Annotated in this window: 10 protein-coding genes and 1 pseudogene; 8 read left to right on the top strand and 3 right to left on the bottom strand. The window is 71.7% G+C overall.

Annotated elements, in window-relative coordinates; all coding sequences use genetic code 11:
* Positions 1–3: 3 nt before the first annotated feature.
* Complete coding sequence (gene cpaB, locus ACLBXO_RS21295) at positions 4–819, bottom strand: Flp pilus assembly protein CpaB (RefSeq protein WP_447686590.1); 816 nt, start codon at positions 817–819, stop codon at positions 4–6.
* 257 nt (positions 820–1,076) lie between these two features.
* Between cpaB and ACLBXO_RS21290 the strand changes: the two genes are divergently transcribed.
* On the top strand, positions 1,077–2,306 hold the full coding sequence (locus ACLBXO_RS21290) for an ABC transporter substrate-binding protein (RefSeq protein ID WP_331314875.1): 1,230 nt from the start codon (positions 1,077–1,079) through the stop codon (positions 2,304–2,306).
* Positions 2,307–2,454: 148 nt separating this feature from the next.
* Here the strand turns inward: ACLBXO_RS21290 and ACLBXO_RS21285 are convergent, their stop codons facing one another.
* A complete protein-coding gene (locus ACLBXO_RS21285) occupies positions 2,455–3,618 on the bottom strand; it encodes an iron-containing alcohol dehydrogenase (RefSeq protein ID WP_331314873.1) in 1,164 nt (387 codons plus the stop codon).
* An 87-nt stretch (positions 3,619–3,705) separates the two neighbouring features.
* Positions 3,706–4,614, bottom strand: a complete 909-nt coding sequence (locus ACLBXO_RS21280) for a LysR family transcriptional regulator (RefSeq protein ID WP_447686589.1) — start codon at positions 4,612–4,614, stop codon at positions 3,706–3,708.
* A 116-nt stretch (positions 4,615–4,730) separates the two neighbouring features.
* On the opposite strand from ACLBXO_RS21280, the gene ACLBXO_RS21275 reads away from it, so the two are divergent.
* The 7 genes and pseudogenes from ACLBXO_RS21275 to ACLBXO_RS21245 form a co-directional block, all read left to right on the top strand.
* Positions 4,731–6,227 (top strand): CoA-acylating methylmalonate-semialdehyde dehydrogenase, encoded by a 1,497-nt coding sequence (locus ACLBXO_RS21275; RefSeq protein ID WP_447686588.1) that lies wholly within the window; start codon positions 4,731–4,733, stop codon positions 6,225–6,227.
* Positions 6,228–6,403: 176 nt separating this feature from the next.
* On the top strand, positions 6,404–7,549 hold the full coding sequence (locus ACLBXO_RS21270; protein ID WP_447686587.1) for an isobutyryl-CoA dehydrogenase: 1,146 nt from the start codon (positions 6,404–6,406) through the stop codon (positions 7,547–7,549).
* A complete protein-coding gene (locus tag ACLBXO_RS21265; protein WP_447686586.1) occupies positions 7,546–8,607 on the top strand; it encodes an enoyl-CoA hydratase/isomerase family protein in 1,062 nt (353 codons plus the stop codon). Before ACLBXO_RS21270 ends, ACLBXO_RS21265 begins: the two co-directional genes overlap by 4 nt.
* Before the next feature lie 235 nt (positions 8,608–8,842).
* Positions 8,843–9,736 (top strand): 3-hydroxyisobutyrate dehydrogenase, encoded by an 894-nt coding sequence (gene mmsB / locus ACLBXO_RS21260; protein WP_447686585.1) that lies wholly within the window; start codon positions 8,843–8,845, stop codon positions 9,734–9,736.
* Complete coding sequence (locus tag ACLBXO_RS21255; RefSeq protein WP_447686584.1) at positions 9,733–10,512, top strand: enoyl-CoA hydratase; 780 nt, start codon at positions 9,733–9,735, stop codon at positions 10,510–10,512. The genes mmsB and ACLBXO_RS21255 overlap by 4 nt, the downstream gene beginning before the upstream one ends.
* A 64-nt stretch (positions 10,513–10,576) precedes the next feature.
* Positions 10,577–12,310 (top strand): AMP-binding protein, encoded by a 1,734-nt coding sequence (locus tag ACLBXO_RS21250; RefSeq protein ID WP_447686583.1) that lies wholly within the window; start codon positions 10,577–10,579, stop codon positions 12,308–12,310.
* A gap of 332 nt (positions 12,311–12,642) precedes the next feature.
* Positions 12,643–12,897: pseudogene (locus ACLBXO_RS21245) on the top strand (transglutaminase-like cysteine peptidase); the annotation flags it as partial.

The following is a 12,897-nucleotide window of genomic DNA, read 5'->3' as shown; positions in this document are numbered from 1 at the left end:
CGGTCACGGCGTCTGCTGCCGCGCGACGCCGAAGCGCACCACGGTCAGGGCGGGTTCGGGCATCTGCGCGGCGGACGCGTCGGCCAGCGGCGTGGCTTCGGGCGGCCGCCCGGCATCGGCGAGGCTGCGCAGGGAGAGGGTCAGGGCGCCGACCTTCTGGGCGAGGGCCAGGGTCTCGGCCTGCGCGGGCGTGACGGCCAGCGTCGCGGTCTCGCCGGTGACGACGTTGGTGCCGTTCTTCTCCTGGACCAGCTGACCGATCGCCAGGACGCGGATGTCGGTCAGGATGGTCTGGGAGAGCTGCACGTCGCTGTTGTTGGCCCGCGAGTTGGACTCGTCGCGGAAGGTGCGGATCACGTCGACGCGGTCGTTCGGCAGGATGAAGCCGCCGGCCGAGTTCGTGCCGCGGCTGTCGGTGACGATGGCGACCGCGCGCATGCCGGGCGGCAGGATCGCCGCCATGAACCCGCTCTCCGGCCGCACCAGCTTCTGCGCGCGGATCGGCTCGCCCGTCAGGAAGCCCGAGCGCACGGACGCGCCCACGGTCTCCTCGAGCGCCTTGGGGTTGATCTTGCGGGTCATGTAGCCGTTGGCCACGGCGCCGTCAGGCCAGGGTTGCCAGCGCAGGTCCGCGGCCCGGAGCACCTGACCCATGGGCATGTCGATGGCCGCCACGAGCACGTCGGTCGTCGGCTGCGGCGGCGCCTCGGCCTTCGGCGGTGGCGGCGGCGGCGGCGGGTCGCCGCCGCTCATCAGGAAGGCCGCCCCGGTCCCCGCCGCGAGGGCGATACCGAGGACGGCGAAACGGGCTGGGTTCATCGCATCGCCACGCGCCGGAGACGGCCGGATTGCCGTCCATGACCGGAACCTGCGCGGGGATTCGTGTAATTATGGTTAAGGTATTATAACCTCTGCCGTTGCCGCCGGTCCGGAAACGGGGCGATCGGAACCGCGTCACAATCCGCGGAAACCTTCAGCCTCCGCTCGACCTCGGCCGTGGCGCGGCGCCGGGTCGTCCCCTATCGTGCCGCCGGAACCGCCTCAGAAGCGGGCACTCGGGCGAACCGGGGGGAGACATGATCAGGACAATCGGCGGCGCGGTTGTGGCGGCCGCCCTCGCAGGGACCGCGCTCGGCTCCGCTCCGGCGGCCGCGCAGGGAAGCTTCTCCGACAACGCGATACGGATCGGCGTCCTCAACGACCAGTCCGGCCTCTACGCCGAGTACGGCGGCCAGGGCTCGGTCGAGGCCGCCCGGATGGCGGTGGAGGACATGGGCGGCAAGATCGGCAGCGTGCCGATCGAGATCCTCACGGCCGACCACCAGAACAAGCCCGACATCGCCTCGGCGATCGCCCGGCAATGGTACGATCGCGACGGCGTCGACGCGATCATGGAGCTGACCACCTCCTCGGTCGCGCTGGCGGTCCAGGGCCTGTCCAAGGAGAAGAAGAAGATCACCATCACCACCGGGGCGGCGACCAGCGACCTCACCGGCAAGGCCTGCACGCCATACGGCTACCACTGGGCCTTCGACACGCGGGCACTGGCGGTGGGCACCGGCGGCGCGCTGACCCGGGCGGGCGGCAACACGTGGTTCTTCCTCACGGCCGACTACGCATTCGGCTCGGCGCTGGAGGCCGACACCAGCAAGGTCGTGCTGGCCAACGGCGGCAAGGTGCTGGGCAGCGTCCGGCACCCGCTCTCGAACCAGGACTTCTCGTCCTTCCTGCTCCAGGCGCAGGGCTCGAAGGCCAAGGTGATCGGGCTCGCCAATGCCGGCCTCGACACCTCGAACGCGATCAAGCAGGCCGCGGAATACGGGATCGTGGACGGCGGCCAGAAGCTCGCGGCCCTGCTGTTCACCCTCTCGGAGGTGCACGGGCTCGGCCTCAAGGTCGCCCAGGGCCTGACGCTCACCGAGGGCTGGTACTGGGACGCCAACGACGAGACCCGCGCCTTCGGCCAGCGCTACATGAAGCGCACCGGCCGGATGCCCAACATGATCCAGGCCGGCACCTACTCGGCGGTCCTGTCCTACCTGAAGGCCGTCAAGGCGGCCGGCACCGACGAGACCGACGCGGTCAACGCCAAGCTCAAGGAGCTGCCGGTCGACGACGTCTTCGCCCATGGCGGCATCGTGCAGCCGAACGGCCGCATGGTCCACGACATGTACCTGTTCGAGGTGAAGAAGCCGGCCGAGTCGAAGGGTCCGTGGGACCTCTACAAGCTGATCTCGACCATTCCCGGCAAGGAGGCCTTCGCCACCGCGGCCGAGAGCGGCTGCCCGCTGACGGCGGCGAAGTAGGCCTCACCCCGTCATCGCGGGGGCAGCGCAGCGACCCGGGGCAGCGCGACATCTGTTCGCGTGGCGCTGCCCGCTTGCTTCCCTCCCCTCGCGAAGACGGCGGCCGGTCGAATGTCCCGTCTCGGGATCCGCTCTGCCCCGCGGGGTATCACCCCGCCCAGACGCGCCGGTACAGCGCCACGATCTCGTCGGCACTGGGCTCCACCGGGTTGTTGGCGGGCGAGCCGGAGGCCAGCGCCTGGGCCGCCATGGTGGGCAGCAGCGCCTCCCAGCGGGCCGGGTCGATGCCGTATTCCTGCGGTCCCGGCACGTCGAGGTCGTCGTTCAGCGCCTCGAGCTCGGCCACCAGGGCCGAGACCGCCGAGCGGTCGTCGGTGTCCGGGCCGGCGATCTTCATGGCGCGGGCGCAGGCGGCGTAGCGGTCGATGGCGGCCGGGGCCGAGAAGGCCGTCACCGCCGGCAGCAACATCGCGTTCGAGAGCCCGTGAGCCACGTGGAAATGGGCGCCGATCGGCCGGCTCATGCCGTGGACGAGCGCCACCGAGGCGTTCGAGAACGCGATGCCCGCCTGGGTGGCGCCGAGCATCATCGCCTCGCGCGCCGCCCGGTCGCCGGGATCGGTCCAGACCCGGCGCAGGTTCGGTGCGATCAGCCGCATGGCCTGCAGCGCCAGCCCGTCGGAGAACAGGTTGGACTTGCGCGAGACGTAGGCCTCGATCGCGTGGGTCAGGGCGTCGATGCCGGTATCGGCGGTGAGCCGCTTCGGCTTGGTCAGCGTCAGCTCGTAATCGACCAGCGCCGCCACCGGCAGGTAGGCGAGGCCGATGCAGAGCATCTTCTCGTCCGAGGCCTCGTCGGTCACGATGGTGAAGCGGGTCGCCTCCGAGCCGGTGCCGGCGGTGGTCGGGATCGCCACGATCGGCAGGCCGGGCTCGTCCTGCTGGCGCGGCGCCTTGTAGTCGCGCATGTGGCCGCCGTGGCGGGCCAGCACCGCCACCGCCTTGGCGGTGTCCATCGGGCTGCCGCCGCCGAAGCCGACCACGCAGTCGAAATCGCCCGCCTGGAGGGCGGCCAGCGCCGCCTCCACCGAGGCCACGGTCGGGTCCGGCACGGTCTCGGAGAAGATCGTGGCCTGCGCGCCCGCGCTTTTGAGACGCTCGAGCAGCGTGTCGGTGCGGCCGCTGCCGGCGAGGTAGGGATCGGTGACCACGAAGGGCCGCGACAGGCCGAGCTGGCCGAGCACCTCCGGCAGGAGCCGCGAGGCGCCGGCGCCGACGCGCATCAGCCGGGGCAGGGCGATCGAGGCGACCATACTCTTGCTTCTCCCACCCGGCGCCTCTGCTGGTGCGCCGGGACCGCGATCTTAGGACCTGCGCCCGCCGGGCGAAACTGCCGGCGCTTACATGGCCGGCCCGGCGAACAGGCCGGCGGCCGCCTCCACCTCGCCCGCGATGAACCCCGCCACCGCGCGGATATGGGCGGCCTTCCGGTGGTCCTCGTGGATGTGCATGTGGAACGAGCGCGTCAGTGACACCGCCCCGGGCAGCACCGGCACGAGCCCCGGATGGGCCGCCGCGATGAAGGCCGGCAGCACGCAGAGGCCGGCGCCGCCGAGCGTCGCGTGGACCTGCGCCAGGAGGTTGGTGGAGCGCAGCCGCGCGGAGACCGGCGGCCCCAGGGCGCCGAGATAGTTCAGCTCGCGCGTGAACAGCATGTCCTCGATGTAGCCGACGAAGGGGTGCCCCGAGAGGTCCCCGACCTCCGCGATCGGGCCGGCCTCCGCGAGGTAGGATTCGGCCGCGTAGACGAGCAGCCGGTAATCGGTGAGCCGGCGCGCCACCACCCGGGCCTGCTGCGGGCCGGAGAGGCTGATGACGATGTCGGCCTCGCGCTTCGACAGGCTGAAGATCCGGGCGGTCGCCATGATCTCGACCTCCAGTCCCGGATGGCGCGCGGTGAGCCGGTGCATCCGGGGGGCCAGGAACACGCTGCCGAACCCGTCCGGCGCGCCGATCCGCACCGTCCCCGAGACAGCCTGGGCGGCCTCCGTGGCGGCGCTGGCCGACAGGAACGCGCTCTCCATGGCCTCGGCGACGCCGAGCAGGTTCGCGCCGTCCTCGGTGAGCGCGTAGCCGAGGTTGCTGCGGTGGAACAGCCGGGCGCCGAGCCCTTCCTCCAGGGCGCGGATCCGGCGCCCGACCGTCGTGTGCTCGGTGCCGGTGCGGGCCCCGGCGGCGCTCAGCGTTCCGGTCCGCGCCACCGCGAGGAAGAAGCGGAGGTCGTCCCACTTGGGCCCCGTCCTGGCCATGATCGCACCCTCGCTGTGCATCGATGCACGACGGCTGTAAGCGCATCCGGCTTTATCGCTCAAACGATCCTGATAGGGTGCGCCAAAATCGAACGCCACATCACAGGGAGGCGCGCATGCGCACGATCGGACACTACATCGGCGGCCGGAACGTCGGCGGTGAGAGCGGGCGGTTCGCCGACGTGTTCCATCCCTCGACCGGCGAGGTCCAGGCCAAGGTCGCGCTGGCCAGCAAGGCCGAGATGCGCGCCGCCGTCGAGAACGCCAAGGCGGCCCAGCCGGCCTGGGCGGCGACCAACCCGCAGAAGCGCGCCCGGGTGATGATGCGCTTCCTCGAGCTGATCCGCGGCGAGAACGACGCGCTCGCCGAGCTGCTCGCCTCCGAGCACGGCAAGACCGTGCCGGACGCCAAGGGCGATATCCAGCGCGGCGTCGAGGTCGTGGAGTTCGCCTGCGGCATCCCGCACCTGCTCAAGGGCGAGTACACCGAAGGTGCCGGGCCCGGGATCGACGTCTACTCCCTGCGTCAGCCGCTCGGCGTCGTGGCGGGCATCACGCCGTTCAACTTCCCGGCCATGATCCCGCTGTGGAAATGCGCCCCGGCCATCGCCTGCGGCAACGCCTTCATCCTGAAGCCGTCCGAGCGCGACCCGAGCGTGCCGATCCGCATCGCCGAGATCTTCCTGGAGGCGGGCCTGCCGCCGGGGATCCTCAACGTCGTCAACGGCGACAAGGAGGCGGTCGACGCCATCCTCGACGACGAGGACATCAAGGCGGTGGGCTTCGTCGGCTCCTCGCACATCGCCGAGTACATCTACGTGCGCGCCGCCGAGACGGGCAAGCGCGCCCAGTGCTTCGGCGGCGCCAAGAACCACATGATCATCATGCCGGACGCCGACATGGGCCAGGCGGTCGACGCGCTGATCGGCGCCGGCTACGGCTCGGCCGGCGAGCGCTGCATGGCGATCTCGGTGGCGGTGCCGGTGGGCGAGCAGACCGCCGACCGCCTGATGGAGAAGCTGATCCCGCGGGTCGAGTCGCTCAAGATCGGGCCCTCGCACGACGGCTCGGCCGATTACGGCCCGCTGGTCACCCGGGAGGCCGTGCAGAAGGTCGCAAGCTACATCGACAAGGGCGTTGCCGAGGGCGCGCAGCTCGCCGTCGACGGCCGCGGCTTCAAGCTCCAGGGCTACGAGAACGGCTTCTACATGGGCGGCTCGCTGTTCGACCGCGTGACGCCCGACATGACGATCTACAAGGAGGAGATCTTCGGCCCCGTGCTCTCGGTGGTGCGGGCCAAGGATTACGAGGAGGCTTTGGCGCTGCCCTCGACCCACCAGTACGGCAACGGCGTGGCGATCTTCACCCAGGACGGCGACGCGGCCCGCGACTTCACCGCACGGGTCAACGTCGGCATGGTCGGCGTCAACGTGCCGATCCCGGTCCCGATCGCCTACCACACCTTCGGCGGCTGGAAGCGCTCGGGCTTCGGCGACCTGAACCAGCACGGGCCGGACTCGATCCGCTTCTACACCAAGACCAAGACCGTGACGCAGCGCTGGCCGAGCGGCATCAAGAGCGGGGCGGAATTCTCCATCCCGACGATGCGGTAGCGCCGCTTTTTCTCTCCTCCCCCCTTGTGGGGAGGAGCCGGAGGTGGGGGTGGTGCAGACGGCACCGGGACGTTCGATCCTGCACCACCCCCACCCCTGACCCCTCCCCACAAGGGGGGAGGGGAATGCGCCTGTTCTTCCAGGTGCATCCGTTCTGAACTGTTGGAGCCACGCCCATGAGTTTCGGGCTCGACGAGGACCGGACCGCGATCCGCGAGATGGCCCTCGGCTTCGCGGCCGAGCACATCGCGCCGCACGCCCTCGACTGGGACCGCGACAAGACCTTCCCGGTCGAGACCCTGCGGGAAGCGGCCGCCCTCGGCATGGCGGGCATCTACGTCCGCGAGGATGTCGGCGGGTCGGGCCTGTCGCGCCTCGACGCGACGCTGATCTTCGAGGCGCTGAGCACCGGCTGCCCGACCGTGGCGGCGTTCCTGTCGATCCACAACATGTGCGCCTGGATGATCGACGCCTACGGCGGCGACTATCAGCGCCGCCGCTGGCTGCCGTCGCTCATGGGCATGGAGCGGATCGCCAGCTACTGCCTCACCGAGCCGGGCTCGGGCTCCGACGCCGCGGCCCTCCGCACCCGCGCCGAGCGGGACGGCGACCATTACGTGCTCTCCGGCGAGAAGCAGTTCATCTCGGGCGCCGGGGCCAGCGACCTCTACGTCTGCATGGTCCGCACCGGCGAGGCCGGCCCGGCGGGGATCTCCGCGATCGTGGTCGAGAAGGGCACGCCCGGCCTGTCCTTCGGGGCCGACGAGCGCAAGATGGGCTGGAACGCCCAGCCGACCCGCGCGGTGCGCTTCGACGGCTGCCGGGTGCCGGTGGAGAACCGCCTCGGCGCCGAGGGCCAGGGCTTCAAGATCGCCATGAGCGGCCTCGACGGGGGCCGTCTCAACATCGCGGCCTGCTCGCTCGGCGGCGCGCAGGCGGCCCTCGACAGGGCGCTCGCCTACATGGGCGACCGCCGCGCCTTCGGGGCGCGGCTGACCGATTTCCAGGCGCTGCAGTTCCGGCTCGCCGACATGGCGACGAGCCTCGAGGTCTCGCGGACCTTCCTGCGCCACGCGGCCGCCGCGCTCGACGCCAAGGACCCGGCCGCGACCCAGCTCTGCGCCATGGCCAAGCGCCACGTCACCGACGCGGCCTTCGAGGTCGCCAACCAGGCGCTGCAGCTTCACGGCGGCTACGGCTACCTCGCCGAGTACGGCGTCGAGAAGATCGTCCGGGACCTGCGGGTCCACCAGATCCTGGAGGGCACGAACGAGATCATGCGGGTGATCATCGCCCGCGGGCTGACCGGGGGTCGCCGATGAGCGACGTCATCGTCGAGCGGGTCGGCGCGCTGGGCCGCCTGCGGCTCAACCGGCCGAAGGCCCTCAACGCCCTGACCCACGGCATGGTCGGCGAGATCGACCGGGCCCTCGACGGCTTCTCCGCCGATCCGGGCATCGCCGCGGTGCTGCTCACCGGCGAGGGCGAGCGCGGCCTGTGCGCCGGCGGCGACCTGCGCTCCCTCTACGACAGCCCCGACACCGCCTTCGCCGAGACCTTCTGGCGGGACGAGTACAGGCTCGATTCCCGCATCGCCGCCTACGGGAAGCCCTTCGTGGCGGTGATGGACGGTATCACCATGGGCGGCGGCGTCGGGCTCGCGGGCCACGCCGCGCACCGCATCGTCACCGAGCGCTCCCGCGTCGCCATGCCGGAAACCGGCATCGGCTACCTGCCGGATGTCGGCGGCACGTGGCTGCTGCCGCGCGCGCCCGGAGAGCTCGGCACCTATCTCGGCCTGACCGGCGAGCCGGTCGGCGCGGCCGACGCACTGCTCTGCAGCCTCGCGGACGCGATGGTGCCGTCCGCGGCTCTGCCGGATCTGATCGAGGCCCTCGCGGCTCTGGCGCCCGATGCCGGCGCGGAGGGCGTGCGGGACGCGATCGCGCGCCGTGCGCGGGATCCCGGCCCGGCGCCCCTGGCCGCGCGCCGCGCGGTGATCGACCGCTGCTTCGCCTTCGACATGGTCGACGAGATCCTGTCGGCCCTGGCGGCGAACGGCTCGGACTTCGCTGCCGCGACCCGGGCGACGCTCCTGAGCAAGGCGCCGTCGAGCCTCGTCCTGACGCTGTGCCTCCTGCGCCTCGGCCGCGGCGCGCCGAACCTGGAGGCCTGCCTGGAACGCGAGTTCCACGCCTCGCTGGCGCTGCTGGCGGAGGGCGACTTCCGCGAGGGCATCCGCGCCGCGGTGATCGACAAGGACAAGAGCCCGCGCTGGAACCCTCCGACCCTCGACGGGGTCGATCCGGCGCGGATCGCCCGCTGGCTGGAGAAGCGGGCGGAGCCAGTTTTCTCGGAATCGCGCACGGGGCCGGTTTGATGTGAGGGGCCTCGTCCCGGATCCCTGACGGTCGGCGCTTTCGGATCTTCACGGAAGCGCCGGTCCCCTCTCCCGTGCGGGAGAGGACAGGGTGAGGGCCCAGGTCTTTCCGGAGAAGGCGTATCCCTCACCCCGCCCCTCTCCCGCACGGGAGAGGGGTACGTCGAGCCCGTCATGGTTCGGCAGGGCTGGCCGTCGGGGCGGGAGGAGCGGGACACAAGACAGGGAGGGTTGGATGGCGCAGACCATCGGGTTCATCGGTCTCGGCAACATGGGCGGGCCCATGGCGGCCAACCTCGTGAAGGCGGGCCACACGGTGCGCGGCTTCGATCTCGTGCCGGCCTCGCTGGAGGCGGCGCGCGCCGGGGGCGTCGCGGTCGCGGGCTCGGCCCTTGAGGCGGCCGAAGGGGCAGACGTCGTCATCACCATGCTGCCCGCCGGCCGGCACGTGGTCGAGGTCTGGACGCAGCTCGCCGAGGCGCTGCCCGCCGGCACGCTGCTGATCGATTCCTCCACCGTCGACGTCGAGAGCGCCCGCAAGGCCCACGCCCTCGCGGAGGCGCGGGACTGCCTGTCGGTGGACGCGCCGGTCTCCGGCGGCACCGGCGGTGCCAAGGCCGGGACGCTGACCTTCATGGCCGGCGGCGCCGCGGCCGCCTTCGCCAAGGCCGAGCCGCTGCTGAAGGCGATGGGCAAGAACGTGTTCCATTGCGGCGATGCCGGGGCCGGGCAGGCGGCCAAGATCTGCAACAACATGATCCTCGGCATCTCGATGATCGGCGTCAGCGAGGCCTTCGCGCTCGGCGAGAAGCTCGGCCTGTCGCACCAGGCGCTCTACGACGTGGCCTCGGTCTCCTCGGGCCAGTGCTGGTCGCTGACAACCTACTGCCCGGTGCCGGGCCCGGTGCCGACCTCGCCGGCCAACACCGGCTACAAGCCGGGCTTCGCCGCCGCGCTGATGCTCAAGGACCTCCGGCTCGCCCAGGCCGCCGCCAACGCCGCGGGCGCGGCGACGCCGCTGGGCGCCGAGGCCGCGCAGATCTACGGTCTGTTCGAGGGCGCGGGCCACGGGGGAGAGGACTTTTCCGCCATCATCCGTATGCTCCGCGGGCAGGGAGGCGAGTCGTGAGCGACCCATACGAGACGATCCTGACGGAGACGCGCGGGCGCGTCCTGCTGATCACCCTCAACCGGCCGAAGGCGCTGAACGCCCTCAACGCGCAGCTCACCCGCGAGGTGATCCGGGCGGCGACCGAGGCGGATGCCGATCCGGGGATCGGCTGCATCGTCCTCACCGGCTCGGCCAAGGCCTTCGCGGCCGGCGCCGACATCAAGGAGATGCAGCACGCCACCTACGCGGAGATGTACGCCGGCGACCGGTTCGCCGACTGGGACCGCTTCGTCGCCGTGCGCAAGCCGATCATCGCCGCGGTGGCGGGCTACGCGCTGGGTGGCGGCTGCGAGCTCGCCATGATGTGCGACATCATCCTGGCGGCCGACACCGCGCAGTTCGGCCAGCCCGAGATCAAGCTCGGGGTGATGCCGGGGATCGGCGGCAGCCAGCGGCTGACCCGGTTCGTGGGCAAGGCCAAGGCCATGGAGATGTGCCTCACCGGCCGGATGATGGACGCCGCCGAGGCGGAGCGCGCCGGCCTCGTCTCGCGGGTGATCGCCGCCGACCAGCTCCTCGACGAGGCGCTGAAGGCGGCCGAGACCATCGCGTCGATGTCGCTGCCGATCGCCATGATGACCAAGGAGGCGGTCAACCGGTCCTATGAGACCACGCTGACCGAGGGGATCCGGTTCGAGCGGCGGGTCTTCCACGCGATGTTCGCCACCCAGGACCAGAAGGAGGGCATGGCCGCCTTCGTGGAGAAGCGGCCGCCCCGGTTCGAGAACACCTGAGGCCGCGGTCCGCCCCCGCCGATGGGGCGGCCCGCCAAGACCACAAGACGGGGAGGGAACGACCATGCCGAGCTTCCGGGAGGCCCGCGACCTTCTGCTGGCCCACCGCACCGACTACGCCGCCGCCGTCGCGGCCTTCGCGTGGCCGGACCCGGTGCCGTTCAACTGGGCGCTCGACTGGTTCGACGCCGTCCTCGCCGGCCCCGTGAGCCGCGACCGCGCCGCCCTGCGGATCGTCGAGGCCGGCAGCGGGGCCGAGCAGAGTCTCACCTTCGGCGAGCTCGCGGCACGGTCCAACCAGGTGGCCAACCACCTGCGGCAGCTCGGCCTGAGGCGCGGCGACCACCTGCTCCTGCTGCTCGGCAACGTGCCGGCCCTGTGGGAGACCATGCTGGCCGCGATGAAGCTCGGCGCCGTGGTCATCCCGGCGACCACGCTGCTCACCGCCGACGAGCTCGCCGACCGCCTCGCGCGCGGCCGCCCGCGGGCGATCGTGGCCGGGCCGGAGCAGATCGCGCGGTTCGCCGGCCTCGATACGGGCGGCGCCGTCCGCCTCGTCACCGGCGCTGCGACGGCGGGCTGGGCGGCCTACGACGATGCGTTCGGCGCGTCCGAGACCTTCGCGCCCGACGGGCCCACCGGCGCCGACGACCCGCTGCTCCTGTACTTCACCTCCGGCACCACGGCGAAGCCGAAGCTGGTGCGCCACAGCCACCGCTCCTACCCGGTGGGGGCGCTCTCGACGATGTACTGGCTCGGCCTCCAGCCGGGGGACGTGCACTGCAACGTCTCCTCGCCGGGCTGGGCGAAGCACGCGTGGTCCTCGTTCTTCGCGCCCTGGAACGCCGGGGCGACGATCCTAGTGATCAACCAGGCGCCGTTCAACGCGGCCGCGCTGCTGGCCCAGCTGGAGCGCACCGGCGCCACCACGCTCTGCGCGCCGCCGACCGTCTGGCGCATGATCATCCAGGAGGACCTGACCGGGAAGCGGCTCGCCCTGCGCGAGGTCTGCGCGGCCGGCGAGCCCCTGAACCCCGAGGTGATCGAGCGCGTGAAGACCGCCTGGGGGCTCACGATCCGCGACGGCTACGGCCAGACCGAGACCACCGCGCTCATGGCCAACACGCCGGGGCAGCCGGTGGTGCCGGGCGCCCTGGGCCGGCCCCTCCCGGGCTACCGGGTGCGCGTCCTCGACCTCGACGGCCAGCCGGCGGCGGAGGGCGAGGTCTGCCTCGAGCTCGGGCCCCACAGGCCCGCCGGCCTGATGCAGGGCTACGACGACGGCCAGGGCCGCCTGTCCGGTGCGGACGGCGACCTCTACCACACCGGCGACGTCGCCTTCGTGGACGCTCAGGGCTGCTACACGTTCGTGGGCCGCGCCGACGACGTGTTCAAGTCGTCGGGCTACCGGATCAGCCCCTTCGAGCTGGAGAGCGTGCTGATCGAGCACCCGGCCGTGGCCGAGGCGGCGGTGGTGCCGGTGCCCGACCCGATGCGTCACACCATCCCGAAGGCCTACGTCTCCCTGGTCGCCGGAGCCAGCCCGGGGCCCGAGACGGCGCTCGACATCTTCCGCTTCACGAACGCCCGCCTCGCGACCTTCAAGCGCCTGCGCGGGCTCGAGTTCGTCACCGACCTGCCCAAGACGATCTCGGGCAAGATCCGGCGGGTGCAGCTCCGCCGCCTGGAGCACGAGGGCATCACGGAGGACCCGCACCGGGGCCGCGCCTACACGCAGGCGGATTTCCCGGAGCTGAGGGGCGAGGCCGAGCGCAAGCTGGACCAGACGGCGGGCTGAGCGTTTCCGCCCCGTCATCGCGGGCGCAGCGAGGCGACCCAGGGCGGCGCGACATCGGTCGGCGTGGCCCACGTGGCGCAGTCCCGGACGGCTTCGCGTCGTCCGGAAAGACGGCGGCGTACCTGAAGGCTCGGGTCTACAGGTGACGAACCCTCAAGGTTTCCGTTTCCCGAAGCCGAAGCCGCCGATTTACAGGGGTTCTCAAGTCTCCCGTCGACGCTGTCGCGCGTGACCGGGCCCGCACCGGCGAATCGGTAAAATTGCGCGCATCCGCTTCAGCGCCGCGGAGGCTCTGCGGCGCAATCCTGTCCTCAACAACGGGGACGGGTTCGATGGGCGCGGGGCTTCTCAGGACGGTTCGGGGGATGCTGGTCGGGGCGGCGACGCTGCTCGGCCTCGCCGCTCCGGCTCAGGCGCAGACGCTGGCGAGCCTGCCCGCGGACGTGGGCGCCCAGATCCTGGGCGACGCCAAGCCGATCGCGGCGTGGGTGACGTTCTGCCAGACCTACGCGGCGGAGTGCGCGCTGGACCGGGGCGAGCCGGCCCGGATCAGCCTGACGCCCGCGACCTGGGCGACGATCGTGTCG

It is taken from the genome of Methylobacterium sp. C33D (assembly GCF_053345825.1).
This window is presented reverse-complemented; position numbering and strand designations above follow the sequence as displayed.

Excerpts from the sequence above, each read along its gene's own strand:
- ACLBXO_RS21290 (WP_331314875.1), top strand. The coding sequence starts at position 1,077 with ATGATCAGGACAATCGGCGGCGCGGTTGTGGCGGCCGCCCTCGCAGGG.
- ACLBXO_RS21285 (WP_331314873.1), bottom strand. The coding sequence starts at position 3,618 with ATGGTCGCCTCGATCGCCCTGCCCCGGCTGATGCGCGTCGGCGCCGGC.
- cpaB (WP_447686590.1), bottom strand. The coding sequence starts at position 819 with ATGAACCCAGCCCGTTTCGCCGTCCTCGGTATCGCCCTCGCGGCGGGG.
- mmsB (WP_447686585.1), top strand. The coding sequence starts at position 8,843 with ATGGCGCAGACCATCGGGTTCATCGGTCTCGGCAACATGGGCGGGCCC.
- ACLBXO_RS21250 (WP_447686583.1), top strand. The coding sequence starts at position 10,577 with ATGCCGAGCTTCCGGGAGGCCCGCGACCTTCTGCTGGCCCACCGCACC.
- ACLBXO_RS21275 (WP_447686588.1), top strand. The coding sequence starts at position 4,731 with ATGCGCACGATCGGACACTACATCGGCGGCCGGAACGTCGGCGGTGAG.
- ACLBXO_RS21270 (WP_447686587.1), top strand. The coding sequence starts at position 6,404 with ATGAGTTTCGGGCTCGACGAGGACCGGACCGCGATCCGCGAGATGGCC.
- ACLBXO_RS21280 (WP_447686589.1), bottom strand. The coding sequence starts at position 4,614 with ATGGCCAGGACGGGGCCCAAGTGGGACGACCTCCGCTTCTTCCTCGCG.
- ACLBXO_RS21265 (WP_447686586.1), top strand. The coding sequence starts at position 7,546 with ATGAGCGACGTCATCGTCGAGCGGGTCGGCGCGCTGGGCCGCCTGCGG.